This is a genomic window from Acidobacteriota bacterium, assembly GCA_040756905.1.
Classification (GTDB): Bacteria; Acidobacteriota; Aminicenantia; order JBFLYD01; family JBFLYD01; genus JBFLYD01.
On the sequence record JBFLYD010000028.1, the window covers coordinates 30,449 to 51,370 of the forward strand.

Sequence of the window (20,922 nt, forward strand, 5' to 3'; positions counted from 1 at the left end):
AAAGGGAACCTTTTTATATAGTTAAGAGTCATATAAATATGAAATAAAAAGTTGAAAAAAGAAGATACTAAAAATTTTAAAAAATACAATACAGAGAGGGAGGTTTAACAATGAAAAAAACTTTAATAAGTATTTTAATCGGGGTGCTTTTAATCGGAGTACTTATTCTTTCGGCTGGAGAAAGACATAAAAGATGGTTTAGAGGAGATGAATTTGGAATCTGGAAAAAAATAGAAATGGTTAAAGACCTTAATCTTACAGAAGAGCAGAAAAAACAGATAGGCGACCTTCGCCTTGCTAACCAAAAAACAATGATTGATTTGAGAGCAAAAGTCCAGGCAGCTCGATTGGATTTAGGAAAGCTTCTTGAAGATCCAAAGGCTGACCCAAAGAAAGTCGAGGCTATAGTTAACGAGATTAATAAAGTAAGGTCAGAGATGTTCAAAAATATGGTGGATTTTAGAATAAAGATTAATAAAATTCTTACATCTGAACAGCTTGAGAAAATCAAAGGTTTAAGATTCGAAAGAGGTATGGGTTTTTGTGGAAAAAGGAAATTTTTTCGTCATGGCATGAAAAAATACTGAGCACCCCCAGCCATGGGGAAGATACCTTCTCTATATCCCTTCAGTGTGCTGTGTGAGAGATTTTTTGCCTGTATAGATATGTAAGGGACAGCACATCAATACAAAAGCATTTAATTCTGATGCATTCCTCTCCCCTCATCCCTCCCTCTCTTTGAGGGGAAATGATTGAGGTGAGGGGAAAATGAGTAAGATGTAACAAATATAAGTGCGTTCATATTAGTATTCTTTAGGGAAGACTCTTAGTAGCCTTCCCTTCTTTATATAAAGAAAGCTTTAAAAGTTGTATTAGTTTTTTATATATGTTAATAATTTATCGATGATTCATTATGTAGACGGAAAATTTGTTGACGAATCTGAAGCAAAAATCCCTGTAAATGACCTTGGTGTGATTAGAGGGTATGGAATTTTTGATTTTTTAAGAACCTATAATAAAAAGCCTTTTTATTTAAAAGAACATCTTGAGAGATTAATTAATTCAGCAAATATCGTGGGTTTAGATATATCATGGAATTTAGATGAGCTGAAAAAGATAGTGGAAGAAACTCTTTTAAGGAATGGAAACCCCGAGGCATACATCAGAATTCTGGTTACCGGAGGAAAAACAGAAGATTCCATAACTCCAGCCGGAGAACCAACTTTAGCAGTCTTAATAGAACAACCTCATTATTTTCCTGAAGGATGTTACACTGAGGGAATAAAGGTTATAACTATTTCTGCTGAGAGACATTTCCCGAGGTCAAAATATTTAAATTATACATTGGGCGTAGTAGCCATGAAAAAAGCAAAAGAGGAAAATGCAAATGAGGTACTTTATCTTAATAGAAATGGCTTTATATTAGAGGGGATAACAAGTAATTTTTTTGTGTTTAAAGGTGACATACTTATAACCCCTGAAGAAAATGTTTTAATTGGAATAACAAGAAATATAGTTTTAGAACTGGCAAAAGATAAATTTAAAATCGAGAAGAGGAATATATTACTATCTGAACTTGAGGAAGCTGATGAAGCTTTTATCACATCGACCACAAGGGAAGTTATGCCTGTAGTTCAGGTAGATAATATAATAATCAAGGATGGGAATCCGGGAAAAAATACAAAAAAATTGATCGAACTTTTCAGAAAAATTACAGAGAATTATTGATAAGATTTCTTCATTTATTTGTTACATCCATTACTGCCATAAAGATGAGCTGAGCTAAATCTTCCATTATTTCTGGAGTAATCGTTTCTGGAGTATCCATCGAATTGTGGTAATAAGAAATCGCCCCAAATGCGCTGAAGGATAAAATTGGGATATTTTTCCCCATGAAATGAGCTGCATCTAACCTTGGTCTTGCTATGTTCTGAAAGTAGGTAGGCTCTATAATTCTATGAATATATTTATTGTTAGATTTTTCAAAATAATTCCATAAATCAGGAAAATTTTTTGCAGCAAGAGCCCTCAGTTTATCACCACATCCAACTCCATCCATGTTTATAAAACACAGGATTTTTTCATTCGGGAAAAAGGGATGGTTGAGATAAAACTCTGAGCCTGCTACTCCCTGCTCTTCAGCACCAAATATGAGAAAAATGATTGATCTTTTTGGTTTTATTGGACATTTCGCGATTGCCTCAGCTACTCCAAGAGTTACAGCTATACCAGATGCGTTGTCGTTAGCTCCTGGCATTAATACATGACACATCCCTACATGGTCAAGATGAGCTCCTATGATTATTGCTTCATTTTTTAAAACAGGGTCAGTTCCTTCAACATATCCGATAACATTATAGCCGATCCCTTCTGGATGATTCTCTGTTAAATTTTTTATCGTGAATATTTTACCTGTTTTGAATGATTGGGGTTTTCTCATCTCATCAATTTTCTTCTTCGTTTCATCAGCTTTTCTTCCTGTTCCTGTGAAGATGTCTTCCATAACTGTGTTTCCAACATAGGTCAGGATAAAGTTTTTTAAATAAGTGCAGTTAGGGTTTACGAGTGGGCCATAGTTATACAGCATTCCAGCTACTCCGTGGTCTTTTGCATTTTTTACTTTATATTGATGGAATGAATAAGGTCGCCATTTCATAAATTCTTCTGGTTCTTTTTCTGGGGAAATCGGAACTTCTCTTTCAACTAAAACAATCTTTTCTTTTACATCGAGTCCTTTATATTCATCAAAGTTGAGTTCAGGGGCAGTGATTCCATAGCCAACATATATAACCTCAGCAGTTACCTCTCCTGAATCAGAAGTTGAGCCAGGAAGATATTCTTTTTCATACTGGTAATATTTTTTTAACTCAGCCTTTTCCTTAAATGGAATGTGGAGGTAAGCTTCAGAACCTTTAAACACAAGAGTATATGGATTTGGAAAAGCCTGAAGATAAGTTCCATTATCTCCAGCAGGTTTAATCCCCCATTTTTTAAAATGACTTATGACCCATTCAGCTGAAGCATTATAACCAGAAGTTCCAGTTAGCCTTCCCTCATATTTTGTGGAACATAGTTCTTTGACATAATCAAAAAGAACGTTGCTCGAGATAGAGTGCATTGAAGTAAGAAGTTTTTGTTCTTGAGATATTTTCTGTGGTTGAGGCAGAGCATATGTTGGAAATAAGATTAATGTTAAAATTACAAAAATAGAATGCTTTAAATTTATACGCATTTGTATCTCCTTCAATAAATTTTTTGCAGAGTTTTTTATAAATTTTTTTAAGATTATTTTCAACATATTTTTATATTTAAAAAATTAAAGAGGCCAACCATCCTCTTCGCTCAGAGGTTTTAGAGTAATCAGCAAGGGTGACTCCGAAAACACGCTGTATTTTCCCCATCAAAGTGTTGTGACACTCAAAATTGTCTTTGTTATTTATTTGTGTCACAACACTTTCCCTATGGGGGCAAGCCCTCCTTAGACGCTTCGCTGAGCACCCCCCAGACATGGGGAAGATACCTTCCCCATATCCCTTCAGTGTGCTGTCAAAGAACTCCTTTCTCTGGGAAAAGATTTATGGGACAGCACACTTGGAAAAATCCAGCTCGGCACTCATGCTCCGCTCTTCTCTCCCGATATCCATCGGAAGAGAAACCATGCCCGCTCAGCATTCGTGACGGTTTTCAGGAACCTTCGGTTTCTCCGCCACCCTTCCTGCTCACTCTTTTATGTTCAGTGTTTAGAATTTGCTGTTTCTTAGGTATTTAGATGCTCGTCAATATATCGCTCAGAAGATGGTTGGCCTCTTGTCTTAAATATATGTTTCAAGTCGCTCTTCCTGCTAAGAAAAGAGTTTAAATTAATTTCTTTTATCAAGGGACTTTGTACACTTGTAATTTTTTTGACCATTAAATTTATCTCTGATATAAAAGATAAAGTCTGCTATATGAAAAGAATTTATCAAAAGGAGGTAAAATAAAGATGAAAAGGAATTTTTTAAAAACCTTATTTTTATTCTTTGTATGTATGGCACTTATTTTATTTGGATATGGAACTGAACAAGAAAAGAAGGAAAAAGAGGAAGCACCTATTTCGATAAATCAATGGTTAATAGCTGGTCCAGCATCTCTTCCCCTTCCTGTAGTACTTGGTGAAGGAGCTGAGTTTTCAGTTAAAAACCTTTTTGACCTTGATATCCTTGACCCATTAAGGTTATGGGTTAAAGAAGGAGACAAATTAGAATGGAGCCCAAAAAATATACTTAAATGGAGCATCAAAAATGTAGAAAATGGCAAACTAACTATATCAGCTGAGGGCACAAATCCTCAGGTGGTATTCCTTGCATGTTATTTGGATAGCTCTCGGTGGCAAAAAATTAAAGTAGAGATAGAAACCCATCATCTTTTAAAAGTATTTTTAGATGGAGTTTCAGTTATAACCAGAGATGTATCTTCCAAATCAGATGCGAAGGAGATTGGTAAAGCAACAGGAGAGCTGATGCTTTCGCAAGGAAAACATCGTCTATTTATCACAGCAATCAGGGATCCGAATGGACATCAGGAATGGTCTATAAAAGCTACATTCAAGCCAAAAAAAGAAGAATATTTATCTGTCAGTTTAGCGACAAAGAGGACTTTAACAGAAGACGATATATTTAATTCCCTTAATTTGAGAAGTATATCGATATCGCCGGACGGAAAGGCAGTGGCTTACACAGTAAGCCAGCGTAATCCAAGAACAAAAAAACATGAATACTGGATAGAAATCCGAAAGCTTCCTGATGGAGAAATAGAAAAAGTAATACGGGATACTCAAAATCTCCGGAATCTTCGGTGGTCACCTGATGGAAAGTTTCTCAGTGCCATAGCTCCTGGAACAAAGGATACTTTTGATCTATGGCTGATAGAACGAAAAACTGGCCAGACTCAAATTCTTCTGGATGATGTAAAAGGGTTAAACAATGCAATCTGGTCTCCCACAGGAGAATTCATGGTATATTCAGTAACTGATGAGCCTAAGGAAAAAGAGCAAAAAATCCAGAGAATGACAGGTCTTCAGGATCGCTGGATTCGTTATTGGCCTTATAAGACACATTTATATATGTTAATGATGGAATCAAAAATAAAACGACGTCTTACTGCAGGCACACTTTCCTCCGAGGGGCTTTTCAGTTCTGCTGGGAATCCGATAAGCCCAGATGGAAATAAAATTATTTTTATCAAATCTCAACCAGATTATAAGAATCGTCCTTATTTAAAAACAGAACTCGTGGTGCTTGATATAATGACAAACAAAGCAGAAAAAGTTTTTACCTCAAACTATTCAATAGGTTCAGTGAGTTTTTCTCCTGATGGTAAAAAGATTTATTTTATAGGAGGGCAGTCTATAGGAAATATTAAAAAAGAAAAGGTGCTTTTGAATGATTACGATAGAGACTTATACATTCTAAATCCTGAAACAGGGGAAGTTAAATCTCTGACTGATAAGTTTAATCCTTCTATATACACAGCATTATGGAGGAAAAATGATTCAATTTATTTACTCAGTGAGGATAAGAGTGAAGTTCAGCTGTATAGAACTGACGAAGAAGGAAAACATTTTTATAAACTTAATACCGGTGTTGATGTTGTGAGGGAATTTGATGTTCCACTTAATGGCTCTCGTGTTGTTTATTCTGGAGAATCGATTCAAGCTCCCATTAAACTTTTCACAATGGATGTAAAAAATGAGTCTTCTAAGTTGATTTATGCACCCGATGAAGAACGCTGGTCAGATGTAATTTATGGAAAAATTGAAGATTTCAATTTTAAAAATTCAAGGGGTAATACAATTGAAGGCTGGATTTATTACCCTGTTGATTTTGACCCGAATAAAAAATACCCGTTGATTGTTTACTATTATGGAGGTACCTCTCCAACCATTCGTTCTTTCAACACAAGATTTCTTCAATATGCATCTAATGGATATTTTGTTTATGTTTTGAATCCCAGTGGTGCAACTGGATATGGACCTAAGTTCTCAAATTTTCATGTGAATGATTGGGGTAAAATTGTAACTGAAGAAATCATTTCTGGAGTTACAAATGTTATCAAATCAAAGCCATTTATAGATTCAAAAAGCATAGGAGCGTTTGGTGGAAGCTATGGTGGCTTTATGACAGAAAGTCTGGCGTATAAGACTGGTATGTTCCGTGCTCTTACCTCTTTATACGGAATAAGCAATATAACGAGTTACTGGGGTGCTGGATGGTGGGGATTTCTGTACTCTGGAATTGCTACAGCTGAGAGTTTTCCATGGAATCGGCCAGATATTTATGTTGAAAGGTCTCCGATCTTTCATGCTCACAAGATAAACACTCCTCTTTTACTCCTCCATGGCGATGCTGACATTAATGTGCCAATTACTGAATCAGAACAATTGTATACAGCATTAAAATTATTAGACAAAGAGGTTGAGTTTATAAGGTTTAAAGATGAAGATCATGGAATCAGAGGATCCGATGAAAATCAACGGGCTGTTCCAGAAATCATGATGGCATGGTGGGATAAGTATTTAAAAAATCAACCAGAAGCCTGGGATAACCTCTGGAAAAAACAGGAGAAATAATTGGTGAAATGGAGGCAATAATGAGTGAATTCTTAAAAAAAATTGAAGACTTAACGAATAGAACTGTGCGGAATAATATATGGAGGCAGAGAGAATGCTTTAATCTTATCCCATCTGAAACAACTCCAAGTATTCTGGTTAAGATGTGTGAGATATCTGATCCTGCTGGAAGATATGCTGAACATAGAACGATGAAAGGAAAAGAAATATATTTTTATCAGGGAACTGATTTTATCCGTGATGTAGAAGAGGAAGTGAGAAAGGAGATGATGGAATTTTTTAATTGTTCTCAGGTTGAACTAAGACCGATAAGTGGCCAGATGGCAAATGAGGTGGTTTTTAAGGCAATGGTTAAGTTTGTGAATCGTGATAGAAAAGAAAACGAGCCAATGAGAAAATTAAAGGCTGTTATGAACAATGAACTGACAAAAGGAGGACATCTTAGCTCCCAACCCATGGGAGCTCTTTTTAACTATGTTGAAGAAGATCCTGCCACGGGAAAAGAGAGGGTGATAAATTTTCCTGTAATGAAAGGAAATCCATACAAAATTGATACAGCAAGATTAGCTGAGCATCTTGAGAATGGCAGACCTGAATTAATCGTTTTTGGAAAGAGTATGTTTCTATATAAAGAACCGGTTGAATTTGTTTTTGATTTAGTAAAGGATTGGAATCCACGTCCTGTAATTATGTATGATATGGCCCATGTGCTGGGGTTGTACGGTTTATTTGGAGAGCCCCTGAAAAAAGGAGTTGATGTTGTGACTGGAAGCACTCATAAGACTTTTTTCGGACCTCAGAGGGGGATAATTGTCAGTGACATGGATGAAGATTCTCCCTACAGGAAGCTATGGCTTGAGATTAAAAGTCGTGCATTTCCCGGATCTACAAGCAATCATCACTTAGGAACTCTTTTAGCTCTTTTGATGGCTTCATATGAGATGAATGAATTTAAAGAAGAATACCAGAAGCAAGTAAGAAGAAATGCTAAATCTTTTGCTAAATTACTTAAGGAGAAAGGAATTCAAGTTGAGGGAGATGAGAATGATGGATTTACAGAGACCCATCAGGTGGTGATAAGAGTGAGAAAATATGGAGTTGGAGAGGGTATAGCAAAAAGGCTTGAAGAAAATAATATCATAACAAATTATCAGGCTTTACCTGATGACGAAAGTTTTATTGGATGTTCTGGGATAAGAATGGGGGTCCAGGAGATGACTCGTTTTGGGATGAAAGAAAAGGACTTTGATGTGCTTTCAGGCTTTATTTCAGACGTTGTGATTAAAAATAAAAATGTCAAAACTGAAGTAAAAAAATTCAGAGAGAATTTTTTAGAGATGAAATATTGCTTGCCTCCTGAGGATGCTTTCCATTTGGCTTCTAAAATTTTATCGAGTATATTTCCAGATTTAGAGTATGTAAAATTATTTTATGAAAATTTGAATAAAGTTTATAGCTCATTAAAACAATAAAAAAATGCAAAAAATTGGGGTCAGGTCTCATTTTTTGCATTTTCATTCTATCTGTTCAGGACTGAGAAATTTAAATGCTTTATCCATATCCTGATGACTTGCTACGAGAATTAGAGTATCACCCTCCTTGATTTTAAATTCAGGCGGAGGACTTGTAAATGATTTTTCTCCCCGAACTATTCCTATAACAGTCGCACCTGTTTCCTGCCTGAGATTCAGCTCTTTTAATGATTTTCCTGCTGCCATAGAATCTTTTGATACAAAAAATGTTTCTGCTGTTCCTGCTGTAAGAAGTTCTGTTATCTTTTCCATCGAACGGGCAGTTTTAGAAATTCCTCTCAGCATCCCGTATCTTTCACTCCTGATAATTTTAATCTGAGCATCAATTATATTTCTCGGGATGTGAAATTCTTCAAGAGTTCTTGTGAAGATTTCTATTGAGGTTTCAAATTCCTCTGGAATAACCTGATTCGCTCCTAATCTGTAAAGTTCATCAATTTCTGTTACATATCTTGTTCTGACGATTATATAAATGTTTTTATTGAAGTGCCTTGCAATCTTTACTGCTGTTCTTGTGGTTTTCGGGTCAGAAATGGCAAAGACAATTACTTTTGCTTGTGTGATACCAGAAGCATTCAATATTTCTCTGCTGGAGACATCACCGAATATTATTGGCTCTCCTTCTCTAAGGGCATTTCTCACATTGTCAGGATTTAAATCCAGAATTACATAAGGAATCCCTGTTTCTTTTAGAACCCTTGCAAGGTTCTGTCCATTAAGTCCGTAGCCGGCGATTATAACATGAGTTTTTAAGTCTTTAAGAAATTTCTCCTCGTAATCAGAAGGCTTGAATTTCCAGCGAAATATTTTCTGAGATTTTTCAGCTAAAAAAGGGGAAAGCTGAATCAGAAAAGGAGTGGCAAGTATTGTAAGGATTGATGATGCAATGAAAGCCTGAAAAATCTCTTGGGGAAGAAATCCGTTTGCCTGGCCGACTTTAGCAAGAACAAAAGAAAATTCCCCTATCTGAGCAAGGCTCAAACCTGTAATTAAAGCAATCCTTGAGGTAAATTTCATTATTTTTACTGTAGAAAATACAACAATGCTTTTTATTAAAAATATGGAAAGACTTAAAATTATAATAAAAAATTTCTCTTTCCAGGCGAATCCCAAGTCAAGGAGCATTCCGATAGAAATGAAGAAAATACTGTTAAAAAGGTCTTTGAAAGGCATGATATCTGAAACAACCTGATGAGTGTACTCAGATTCAGATATGATTATTCCTGCAATGAAAGCTCCCAATGCCAGGGAAAAGCCAAATGAAAAAGTTAAAAATGCCATCCCGAGACATAAAAATAATGTGGTTATGATAAAAGCTTCCCTTACTCTTGTCTTGACTATAAAATGGAGAACTTTTGGCATAAGATACCGTGCTATTAAAATTATTCCTCCAACTGCCAGAGCACTTAGAAAAAATCTTGAAAATACATTCACTAAAGAAACTGATATAACTCTGCCAAGAATTGGTGTCAGAACAATCATCGGAACTATTCCAAAGTCTTGAAATAATAGAATACCGAGGGAAATTTTTCCCTGAGGGGAGTCAATTTCAGCTCTATCAGAATAAATTTTTAATACAACAGCAGTACTGCTCAGAGAAATTAAAAATCCATAGAATATTCCCTCATAAACAGAGAAATGAAAGAATTGAAGGATGATCAGAACCATAAAGGTTGTAATCAGAACCTGAAGTCCTCCGCCCATCAAGAAGTTCTTTTTAATTTGCTTTAATCTTTCAAGAGAAAATTCAATTCCGATAGTGAATAAAAGCATCACAACTCCGATTTCTGCTAGGGCATCTATTCTATGGGCATCCTTTATCAACCTTAAGCCACTCGGTCCGATAAGAATTCCTGTGGATAAAAAGCCACCAACTGCTGGAAGTTTTAATTTATGACTTATAAAGAATATTACGATAGAAGCAGCCAAAATTATAACTGATTCTTTTAATATTGGAACATCCATTGACTTTTTGCATATTACCAGAAAAAAAGATAATTATTCAATCAACTTGAAAATAAAATTAGAAAATTACAGGAATTTCTTCATGGAGAGAGATTTCTTTTAAATTTACTCTGCATTTTAGTGCTTTAATTTCCACACCTTTCTTCATAGCTTCTCTCAGGAGTTCCCCAAATTCAGGGTCAACTTCATCGTTTGAGGAAAAATATTCAACATCTTCTCTCTGTATTACAAAATAGATCTTAGCTCCCATCCCCTGTTCTTTTAGAGAAATTAATTCTCTCAGGTGTTTCTTTCCTCTTTCAGTTACTCCATCTGGAAATAATGCGATTTGGTTTTTTACAAGAGAAACTGATTTTATCTCGACAAAAGTATCTGTATCATGGTCTTTAATCTGAATGTCAAACCTTGATTTACCAAATTTCTTTTCCTTTAATACGGCTTTAAACTTCTTGGAATTTTTTCTGTTTGAATAAAAGCTATAAATTAAATGATTGGGAATTCTTGAATCGATTGATATTAGCATTGAATTGTTTTTTACAAGATGAAGTACACCCTCTGTTTTATTGCCTTTTTTAGGCAAATAATAACAGATTGCATTTTTCTTTAGGATTTCATTCAATCTTCCAGAATTGGGGATATGAACTTTTTTAATTTCTTTTACATCCTTTATCAATCCAGAAAATCTATTAAGCCTTTTAACAAAAGAAGCTTTTCTCATAGGTTGTTGGAACATGAAAGATACTTTGGAATTTTGCATAATTTCTTTTATTTTATCTATTTTCCATCTTTTTATAATGTTTTTGTTAATAGCTGTTGTTTTATGTTTGTGGCTATTCCTTTTCCAATTGTATGAATTTTACTCAAGTCTTCGATGCTTGCCTTTTTAAGGTCTTCTAAACTTCTGTACTTGGCTTCAAAGAGGTTCCTCGCTCTTATTCTTCCTATGCCAGATAAGGAAACTAATTCCAGGAGCTCTTCTTTAACTCCATATCTGATTCTTTTTCTTAACGGGGGTATTAATCCAGAAGGTTTTTTCAATTTTAAGATTTTTCCTAATGAATCAACGGCATAGAGAAGCCAGTCGCATAATTCATTTATATTGCGAATATCTCCAGGGCCAATCCCGAATTTTTCTACAATTTTATCCTCAGGGACTTCTTCAATCCAGTCCATTATGACAGATGCTGTTTTAATCTCAGCCATACATCTTTCGAAGTATTCACTATCTTTCCAAGGGTCAGGCACTGGAAAAAGGAGATCATCTTTTATTTTGGATATCTTTTTTTCCAGTTCATAAATCTCTTTTCTTTTAAGATATAAAATCATCATGTCAGGAGTATGGCATATTGCATGGATGTATGAAAATGGCGTGGGTAATTTTTTATTATCGATTCTTTTCTCTGCTTCTTTGAGAAATTCTCTTATTATTACGGCTGATAATGGGTCAATGTAAAGTTCCGAAACTCTTTTTCCAAAGGTTGTTGGAATGAAATTTTTCGCTTTTATTTCAATCATTTCTTCTGTTTCTAAAAAGATAAGGATTCTTTCAATTATCTTTAAAATATCATTCGGATTCCTTTGTTTTGCAAAAAAGGTTTTTCCCACAAAATCAATTATTTCTTTTTTGTTGTTTGTAAAATTTCCACATATCAAAGCAAGAATATGGGTTCTAAGTACGGATTCATTTTCAAGTTGCGATTTGATTTTTTCAGGCTCTGCCATTATATAATTTTTAAATATAAATTCTCTATCTTTTTTTGATTTTGAGATTAGCACTGATTCACCAAATTTATCATATTTTGGCCTTCCGGCTCTTCCTGACATCTGTTTAACTTCAAACACAGGGATAGGAATTATTCCTTTTCCTGATTCATACCTTGTCCAGTTTCTTATGATGACCCTTCTCGATGGAAGATTTAAACCCATTGCTAATGTGGTGGTGGAAATGACCAATTTTAATTTATTATTACGGAAAAGATCCTCAACAATCTTTCTCTGTTTTGAGTGAATTCCAGCATGATGAAATGCTACTCCTTTTCTTAATACCTCAGCTAACCTCCTGCATATTCGGGTAGGTTCAGGAATAGCCTCGAGTACTTCTGAAGAAGCTTTTTCCAGTATCTCTTTTTCTTTTTGATTGAGAATCTTGTTGATAAATTTTGAGGCTTGAAGAGCTAAAGATTCTGTGGATCTTCGAGTGTTAATGAAAATAAGTGCCTGACCACCCTCTTTTATTGTATTAATTGCAAGATTTATCGAATCAATTTTTGTTTCTGACTTTACTTTTTTTATCGAATTATCATTAAAAAATATCTGGTCTTCGAAGAAAACGCCTTCCTTTAGAACAACAGGTCTCCACTTTGATTCTACTATTTTTGCATTTAGCCAGTTAGCTATTTCTGAGGCGTTTTTTATCGTGGCGCTCAGAGCTAATATTCTTAGCTTTGGATTGATTGTGCGAAGACTGGAAAGAATTATTTCGAGGGTAGGTCCTCTATGGGGGTCCCCGAGAAGATGTATTTCATCTGCTACAACTATAGTGACTTCGTTTATCCATGGACTTCTATGTCTGATTAGACTGTCCATTTTTTCATTGGTCGATATGATTATCTGATATCTTTCAAGCCAGAAATCAGCGGAGTCATAATCTCCAGTAGATACAGCTATTTTTATTCCAAGGGGCTGATATTTTTTTGTGAAATCATCATATTTTTCATTTGCAAGCGCTCTAAGAGGAAGAAGATAAATGATTTTACCATTGTCTTCAAAAATTGTTTTTAGCATTGCCATTTCAGCGATAAGAGTTTTTCCTGAGGCTGTAGGGGATGCAATTACAAAAGACTCCTGAGTAGAAAGAAGTCCTGCTCTGCAGGAAAGAATCTGAGGAGGAAAAAGAGTCTTTATTCCCTGATTTTTTAAAATATTTATCAGCTTTTTCGAAGCGCCATATTTTTTGAGTTGTGGGATTTCAATAGTTTTTGGTGCCATTTTTAAGAGAAGATTTTATATTTTTATGAAAATTTTTCTTCTGTAGAATATTGTCATAATACCCAGCCAGAAAAAGACATAACTTAAAGCAAAAAAGAGCGAGCCATTAAAAGGTCCAGCCCATGAAGCAAAAAAATTTCTATAAATCCAGTTATGTATTGAAATTTTTGTACTATCTTGAAGGGTTATCTTTATAATACTCAGCAAACGTGATAATATTCCAGAGAGGAAATAAACAGCTATGGAATTCATTCCAAAAACAATGGATGGCTTTGCCCAGAATCTTACACCTTTTACATCGCAAAGCCAGTAGATTAACGCAAGAAAAACCAGAGCCAAGCCTGCTGTCAAAACCACATAGGAGCTTGTCCAGAGATTTTTGTTGATGGGAAACCAGATATTCATAATGTATCCAAGAATAATACCGAGGCTTCCTCCAGCGAGCATTCCAACAGTTTTATTCAAAGAACTAATCGATGAACTGAGCCAGATTCCTGTCAACACACCGAAGAGTACTGTCCCTATGGCTGGAAGCGTGCTTAAAATTCCTTCTGGATCCCATGTTCCTCTGTATAATCGATGACCATGAAAAACCAAATTATCTATGTAGGCAGCTAAGTTACCTTCAGGAATAAGAACACCTGCACCGATCCCTGGAACTGGAACTATTTTCATCAGTACCCAGTATATAATTAATAATCCAAAAGTTGTAAGAATAAGGCCTTTTTTATCCATCATCAGAAATATAACTGATGCAAAAAGATAACAGATGGCGATTCTCTGTAGGACACCTGGAATGCGAAGTTCTGAGAGGTTGAAATTGGGAAATGCATGAAGGAAAAGCCCGAGGAAGAACAAAATTAGAGTGCGTGTTAAAATTTTTAAAAATATCTTATTTTTTTTATCTCCTCGTTCGATTCTTAAAGATAGAGAATATGCAATTGAAACTCCTACTATGAATAGAAAGAAAGGAAATATCAGATCTGTGGGAGTCCATCCATTCCAATCAGCATGTTTAAGAGGCGGGTAAATATACTTCCAGCTTCCCGGATTATTAACCAGAATCATTCCTGCAATTGTAATTCCTCGGAATACATCGAGGGAAAACAGCCTCTTTTTTAGTTTTTCCATACAATGTATTTTACCATAACTGTTATAATGTATCTTTGAGATTTATTAAGTTTTACAGAGATTGACAAAAGGAGAGTAACAGGGTAGGCTAAAATTATTCAATTAAGAGTGGAGGAGGTAATATGAAAAGATTGTTAGTATTCCTAATATCCCTTTTGACCTTTCTTCCATTTGTTTATGGAGAAGGGTTTTCGGATAAAGTTAAGGAGTTCACCCTCTCCAATGGCATGAAATTTTTTATCTACGAGAGGCATCCAGTTCCGACCTTTGCAGGTATGATAATGGTGAAGGTCGGGAGTGTGGATGAGAGGAAAGGAGAGACAGGGCTTGCTCACTTCTTCGAACATATGGCATTCAAGGGAACTCCCATAATTGGAGCAAGGGACTACGAGAAAGAGAAGCCAATACTGGAAGAGATGGATAAGGTAGGAGAGGAACTTTCTGAGGAGTATGCCAGGGGAAAGGGTGCGGATCAAAAGAAGATGGAATCGCTCAGGGAAAAGCTAAGGAAGCTTCAGGAGGAGCACAGGAAATATGTGACGAAAGATGAGATGTGGCAGATATATTCTGAGAATGGTGGCAGATTCTTAAACGCCAGCACAGGGAATGATACAACACAGTATTTTGTCATGCTTCCTTCCAATCGCCTTGAGCTCTGGTTTCTCATGGAGTCGGAGAGATTCAAATATCCTGCTCTAAGGGAGTTCTATTCTGAAAGGGATGTGGTGGCTGAGGAGAGAAGAATGTGGGAGGATAATGACCCCGATGGCTTACTCTGGGGAGAATTCTTCAATGTTGCTTACATCCTTCACCCTTACCGTCATCCAGTAGTCGGATACATGGAGGATATTCAAACTTTTACAAAGCCAAAGGCTCTCAATTTTTACAGAACCTTTTATATACCCCACAACATGATGGCAGCCATTGTGGGAGATGTAAAATTTGATGAGGTGAAGAGACTTGCAGAGAAGTACTTTGGTGATATTCCAAAAGGAATAGAGCCTCCAAGACCAGAGTTTTTGGAGCCAAAGCAAAGGGGTGAAAGAAGAGTAATTGTTAAATTCGATGCAGAACCAAGACTTAGAATAGGATATCATATTCCTTCCTATGCTGAAAAAGACAATGTAATTCTGGGGCTCATAAGCCTGATTTTAAGCAGAGGTGATTCATCACGCCTTGTGAGAGACTTGATAACCAATAAGAAGCTTGCGCTTAGAATATTTTCCTATGCCAATGATCCCGGTGTAAGATATCCATCCCTGTTTGGAATCTATGGATTACCAAGGCATCCCCATACACCAGAGGAGCTGGAGAAAGCCATATATGAACATATTGAAAAACTGAAGACAGAGCCTGTCCCGAAGGAGGAGATAGAAAAGGCAATAAATCAGGCAGAGGCATCCCTTTATAGAGGGCTCACAAGCAATATCTTCGTTGCCATAAGGCTTCTGTGGGGCGCCCTTCTTTTTGGCGGTGTGGATGCAGAGTTTAAGAGAGTGGAGGAAATGAAGAAGGTAACTCCTGAGGAGATAATGGATGTGGCAAAAAGGATATTTTCCGAATCAAACCGAACTGTTGGAGTCCTTCATAGAAAGGAAAAGGGAGGTGAAAAATGAAAGCAAGAAAAACCTTTTTATTTCTTACATTAATCCTTATATTAGTGTCTTTCTCCCTTGCCCAGAAAGACCCTAAGATCCTTAAGTTTCCGGATATGGAGTTCAAGCCCTTAAAGCCAGGTTTTATGCATATCAAGAAAGGCGTTGATTTTTACTTCAAAGAGGACCATGAGGTACCTGTAATAAATGTCTATATAATCCTCAAGTCTGGAAGACTCCACGATCCAAAAGGGAAGGATGGATTGGCTTCCCTTACCATGAGGTTGATGAAGAGTGGTGGAACAAAGAATCTAACACCAGAGAAGTTGGAGGAGAGACTTGACTTCCTTGGCTCCTCCATATCAGTCTTTGCAGGAGCCGAGTATTCTTGGGTAACCCTCTGGACATTAAAGAAGAATTTTGATGAGTCATGGAAGATCCTAACAGATATCCTTTTTAATCCGCTCTTCGATAAAGAAAGACTTGATGTGGAGAAAAAGAAAGAGCTTGAGGATATAAGGAGAAGATGGGATAGACCAATGTCGGTAGGCTTTCTCCTTTTTCAGGATCTCATATATGGTAGAGATTTTCCTGATGTTCGAAGAACAACAACCCAAAGTATTGAATCTATCTCAAGTGATGATGTTAAAGCCTTTTATAATGAGAATATAAAAGATAAAGAGATAATAGTTGCCTTTGCTGGAGATTTCGATGCTAAAAGAATCTCATTCCTTATAAAAAAGGATTTTAAAGACTGGAAGGGGGTATCCCCTTCTAAGTTGGATCTACCAAAGGCAAAACTTGCAGCTAAACCAGGGCTTTATCTGATCAATAAGGAGGATATGACGCAGGGTGTTATATGTATGGGACATCTCGGGATAAATCGGCTTGATTCAGATAATGTGGAAATCAATGTTTTAAACTTTATCCTTGGAACAGGTGCATTCAGCTCAAGACTTATGAGGGAGGTAAGATCCAATAGAGGATTGGCATACGCCACATATGGGTATGTGGGCTCAGGAAGAGACCTCGGCCCATTCTTCAATTTCTGCCAGACAAAGAATCAATCAGTGGGGGAGGCTATCTCCTTGATGAGGGAGATTATGGAGGATATGACAAAGAATCCAGTTACCTCTGAGGAAATAGAGACAGCAAAGAAATCTGAGCAGAACTCCTTTGTCCACAGATTCGATTCTGCATCAGCAATTCTTCTCGAATCTGTTCTTCTTAAGTCTCAGGGTTATCCAGAAAATTATCTTGAAACCTATATCCCCAGGATAAGAAAGGTTAATGATAGGAAAGTTCTGGAGATGGCAAAAAGAACAATCCATCCTGATAATTTAGTGATTCTTGTGGTTGGAAAGAAAAACGAGATCATCGATCAGCTCAAATTATTAAATTTAGGAGAGATCAAAGAGTTACCTCTGCCAAAGGAGTGAATTTGTTTAATTTGCAGCTTTTAAGATCTGAATAACTGATTGAGGTACCATTAAATTAAATAAAAATAATGTTAGGATTACGCTTATTGTTAAAATAACTGATTTCATTATCAACTTTTTCATCTCATTCCTCCTTTTCATCTTTTTCATACAATATAAACGAAAATAATATATATAAATGTTCCTTTTCCATTTTTTCCACTGATAATTTAAGTCTTAGAGGAAGGAAAATTTGTTATATAATTGTTAAAAGTTTGTAAAAAAATTGTTAAGAATGTTAGATAATAATGTTGCAAAGGAGGTTTATTGATGGAAAAGTTTAATAAGAAGTTATTTCTATTATTTTTCATCCTAGCTGGAATATTATTGTCTAATTCAATACCAAGGTCTGAATATCCAAGACCTGAAATGGTAAGGGAGGAATGGTTGAACCTAAACGGATGGTGGGATTTTGCCTTTGATTTTTCAAATACTGGCGAAGAGAAAGGCTTTCCCCAAGGAAAAGGCTTTGATAGAAAAATTTTAGTTCCATTTGCTCCTGAAAGCGAGCTCTCTGGAGTTGGTTTTCTGGATTTTGTAAATGCTGTATGGTACAGGAGGATAATTTCAATACCAGAAAAATGGAAAGGGAAAAGAATTCTCCTCCATTTTGAAGCTGTTGATTATAAAACCACAGTATGGATAAATGGAAAAAGAGTTGGAGAGCATGAAGGAGGTTATACTCCTTTTTCCTTTGATGTAACTGAATTTCTTAAACCCAGTGAAAACTTTCTTATTGTAAAAGCTTTTGATGATTTAAGGAAAGGACTTCAGCCTTGTGGGAAACAATCCAGCCGATTGGATTCATATAGCTGTTTCTATAGCCGCACAACCGGCATATGGCAGACTGTTTGGTTGGAACCCGTTAATGATTTTTACATAGAAAAATACAAAGTTTATCCAGAAGTAGAAAATGGAGAGGTAAGCATTTTTGTTTATATGAACACGGCTCCTGAGGACGGAGAGCTTTGCCTGAACGCAACCTTTAATGGAAAGAGAAAATTTTATTCATGGAAAAAAGCAAAAAAGGTTACTCTTTTTAACATAAAAATCAAAGACCCAAAACTATGGTCGATCCATCAACCAGACCTTTATGACATGGAAATAAGTTACAGCAGAGGAAACCGAACAATTGACAGAATTACAGGCTATTTTGGGTTAAGAAAAATAGAAGTAAGAGGAAATAAGATTTATTTTAACGGCAAACCTTTGTTTTTACGAATGGTTCTCGATCAGGGTTTTTATCCTGATGGAATCTATACAGCTCCTTCAGATGAAGCATTAAAAAAAGACATAGAGATTTCAAAAGACCTGGGTTTTGATGGAGCTCGTCTTCATCAGAAAGTTTTTGAGAGAAGGTTTCTGTACTGGGCTGATAAACTGGGATATATTGTCTGGGGTGAATTTGCTGATTGGGGGCTCGATTTTTCAAAGCCTGAATCTTACATGATATTTACAAAACAATGGGGAGAAGCTATAGAAAGAGATTTTAACCATCCTTCGATAATTGGCTGGTGTCCTTTAAATGAACAATGGGGAAATCCATTTCCAGGAGTGGTGGAAAACATATTCAAGTTTACAAAGCTTCTTGATTCTACTCGGCTTATTATAGATTCATCAGGTGGCTTCCATCATGTTTCACCGGATGTATTTGATTCTCACAATTACGAACAGAATCCAGAGAAATTCAAAAATGGCTTCGAGGGTTTACTTCAATCACCTCCAAAGGTTTTTATTTGGGGAGGAGAGGAAAGAAACGCTCCCTATGAAGGACAACCATTCTTTGTGAGCGAGTATGGAGGAATCTGGTGGAATCCCAATCAAAAAGATGAAAAAGCCTGGGGATATGGAGAAAGGCCTAAAAGTGAAGAGGAATTTATCGATAGATATAAAAAACTCACAGAAGCCCTCCTTTTAAACCCAGCCATTGCAGGCTTCTGCTATACTCAGCTATATGACATTGAACAGGAAGTAAACGGGCTTTATACATTTGACCGTAAACCAAAATTTAACTCCGAGATTTTCAGAAAAATTAACCAGCAGAAAGCTGCCATTGAGGACTAATCTTTAGTGTTTTTGCAGCGATATTAAATTGTATTAAAGGAAGTAGCTCATTAGCATGTTTCATATTCCTTTACTCCTTAATATCTTCATAATTTTTTCAATTTCTGTCGCTTGAGATTCTATGATAGAAAGTAGTTCCTGGAGGCTTCTCCTGTCTTCTTTCTCTTTCCGATTTGGATTGACCGCCTTGAGGTCGTAATTTTTTGCCTCTATTTCTTCTATTGATACTCGCCAGGAGCGTTCGCTCGTTCCTCTTTCTGGAAGCAGTTTGAAAAATCCTTCAAAATGTTGAAGTGTGAGTGGTTGCTTTTTGGTTATATTGAGGTCTGATAGATCGTAATACCAGACTTCTTTTGTGGGTTGTCCTTTTGTAAAAAATAAGAGATTGGTTTTGCTTGCTTCACCTGCATTTACAAAAACCTTTGGTGGAAGACTTATGATGCAGAAGACATTACACTCATTAAGCAATTTTCTTTTGATCTGGACAAAGGCATTCTCATTTGTTCTGAATAGAACTCCTTCATCCATGACAATGCCGCATCGACCCCCTGGCTTTAAACTATCAATCACATGCTGGAGAAATAGCACCTGGGTTGAGCTGGTCTTATAGGCAAATCGAGTCTGGGCATCTTTTCCTTCCTTGCCGCCAAAAGGAGGATTGGTAAGGACCATATCAAAAAGCGCAGGTGCTCCCTGAAAGAGCCCTCCGTAAACTTCGAGCCCAGTAAGGGTGTTTCCATGCCAGATGTGAGGTTCGTCAATATCGTGAAGAAGGAGATTTGCAAGGGCAATGGGATAGATGAGATTTTCTTTCTCCCGGCCATAGAATGTTCTGGTTTTAAGGGTTTCAATATCATCAGCGGTTTTACTTTTTCTTTCATGTGAAGATGTGCCTGAGCAAGGAATCCACCAGTTCCGCAGCATGGGTCATAGATCATTTCCCCAACCTCTGGATTTACAACCTTGACTATTACACGGATAACTTCCCGTGGTGTAAAAAACTGACCTCCATCGTTATTCTTCTCACCCATCTTGAGAAGTAATCCTTCATAAACCTGGGAGAGAGTAAACATATGAGTTTCAACAACATGCTCTAAAGAGAGTTCATGAATTTTATCCAGGATATCAAGAAGATTTCGTTCAGTATCAATTCCAGTCCTTTCAATTGAGGAAAAGACTTCACTGATAACCTTCTGACGCAGGGTTGCAGATGGCTTATTTTTAAGATTTCGAAGATATGGGATGAGCTCGCCATTGACAAAGGACATAAATCCACCCAATGTTCCCATTTGAAGTTCCAACCGTTTCCCTCCCTCAGGGTCAGCCCAATCACGCCAGCGATAGGGATACTCCAGGGAAGGCATAAACTCTACGCCCAATGCTTTCGCTTGTTCCTCCTCTCTCTGCTCATTCTCATCGAGAATTCGTAAGAAGAGCATCCATGTAAGCTCTGGGACATACTGCAAAGCTCCAGCCCTGCCGGAGCGCCGCATAATGTCACAGATGCCTTTGATATAGGCATTGAGCGATTGCGGGGTTGTGATTTTGTGGTTGTTCTTCAT

Annotated in this window: 13 protein-coding genes and 1 pseudogene; 7 read left to right on the forward strand and 7 right to left on the reverse strand. The window is 36.5% G+C overall.

Annotation, left to right across the window (positions count from 1 at the left end):
- Positions 1-110: 110 nt before the first annotated feature.
- The gene (locus AB1410_04020) at positions 111-587 is read left to right on the forward strand and encodes a Spy/CpxP family protein refolding chaperone (protein ID MEW6455865.1); all 477 of its coding nucleotides are present in this window, start codon (positions 111-113) and stop codon (positions 585-587) included.
- Positions 588-903: 316 nt separating this feature from the next.
- Entirely contained in the window at positions 904-1,728 is an 825-nt protein-coding gene (locus AB1410_04025; protein MEW6455866.1) for an aminotransferase class IV, read from the forward strand.
- A gap of 10 nt (positions 1,729-1,738) precedes the next feature.
- On the opposite strand, the gene AB1410_04030 is transcribed toward AB1410_04025, so the two are convergent.
- A complete protein-coding gene (locus AB1410_04030; protein MEW6455867.1) occupies positions 1,739-3,232 on the reverse strand; it encodes a M28 family peptidase in 1,494 nt (497 codons plus the stop codon).
- A gap of 750 nt (positions 3,233-3,982) precedes the next feature.
- Between AB1410_04030 and AB1410_04035 the strand changes: the two genes are divergently transcribed.
- Positions 3,983-6,607 carry a S9 family peptidase gene (locus tag AB1410_04035; GenBank protein ID MEW6455868.1) on the forward strand — a complete coding sequence of 875 codons (2,625 nt, stop codon included), beginning with the start codon at positions 3,983-3,985 and terminating at the stop codon, positions 6,605-6,607.
- Positions 6,608-6,627: 20 nt separating this feature from the next.
- Complete coding sequence (locus tag AB1410_04040; GenBank protein MEW6455869.1) at positions 6,628-8,079, forward strand: hypothetical protein; 1,452 nt, start codon at positions 6,628-6,630, stop codon at positions 8,077-8,079.
- Positions 8,080-8,121: 42 nt separating this feature from the next.
- Here the strand turns inward: AB1410_04040 and AB1410_04045 are convergent, their stop codons facing one another.
- The 4 genes from AB1410_04045 to AB1410_04060 are packed head-to-tail and all read right to left on the reverse strand — an operon-like array spanning position 8,122 to position 14,223.
- Positions 8,122-10,104 carry a cation:proton antiporter gene (locus tag AB1410_04045; protein ID MEW6455870.1) on the reverse strand — a complete coding sequence of 661 codons (1,983 nt, stop codon included), beginning with the start codon at positions 10,102-10,104 and terminating at the stop codon, positions 8,122-8,124.
- A gap of 58 nt (positions 10,105-10,162) precedes the next feature.
- Entirely contained in the window at positions 10,163-10,861 is a 699-nt protein-coding gene (gene sfsA, locus AB1410_04050) for a DNA/RNA nuclease SfsA (protein ID MEW6455871.1), read from the reverse strand.
- A 32-nt stretch (positions 10,862-10,893) separates the two neighbouring features.
- Positions 10,894-13,092, reverse strand: a complete 2,199-nt coding sequence (locus tag AB1410_04055) for a DEAD/DEAH box helicase (protein ID MEW6455872.1) — start codon at positions 13,090-13,092, stop codon at positions 10,894-10,896.
- Positions 13,093-13,107: 15 nt separating this feature from the next.
- Positions 13,108-14,223 (reverse strand): DUF5009 domain-containing protein, encoded by a 1,116-nt coding sequence (locus AB1410_04060; GenBank protein ID MEW6455873.1) that lies wholly within the window; start codon positions 14,221-14,223, stop codon positions 13,108-13,110.
- 227 nt (positions 14,224-14,450) lie between these two features.
- Here AB1410_04060 and AB1410_04065 point away from each other — a divergent pair, with 227 nt between their 5' ends.
- The 3 genes from AB1410_04065 (at position 14,451) to AB1410_04075 (ending at position 19,360) form a co-directional block, all read left to right on the forward strand.
- Positions 14,451-15,839 carry a pitrilysin family protein gene (locus AB1410_04065; protein MEW6455874.1) on the forward strand — a complete coding sequence of 463 codons (1,389 nt, stop codon included), beginning with the start codon at positions 14,451-14,453 and terminating at the stop codon, positions 15,837-15,839.
- Complete coding sequence (locus AB1410_04070; protein MEW6455875.1) at positions 15,836-17,257, forward strand: pitrilysin family protein; 1,422 nt, start codon at positions 15,836-15,838, stop codon at positions 17,255-17,257. Before AB1410_04065 ends, AB1410_04070 begins: the two co-directional genes overlap by 4 nt.
- A gap of 309 nt (positions 17,258-17,566) precedes the next feature.
- Positions 17,567-19,360 carry a sugar-binding domain-containing protein gene (locus tag AB1410_04075; GenBank protein MEW6455876.1) on the forward strand — a complete coding sequence of 598 codons (1,794 nt, stop codon included), beginning with the start codon at positions 17,567-17,569 and terminating at the stop codon, positions 19,358-19,360.
- A 60-nt stretch (positions 19,361-19,420) separates the two neighbouring features.
- Here the strand turns inward: AB1410_04075 and AB1410_04080 are convergent, their stop codons facing one another.
- Positions 19,421-20,284 (reverse strand): N-6 DNA methylase, encoded by an 864-nt coding sequence (locus AB1410_04080; GenBank protein ID MEW6455877.1) that lies wholly within the window; start codon positions 20,282-20,284, stop codon positions 19,421-19,423.
- Positions 20,285-20,289: 5 nt separating this feature from the next.
- Positions 20,290-20,922: pseudogene (locus AB1410_04085) on the reverse strand (type I restriction-modification system subunit M N-terminal domain-containing protein).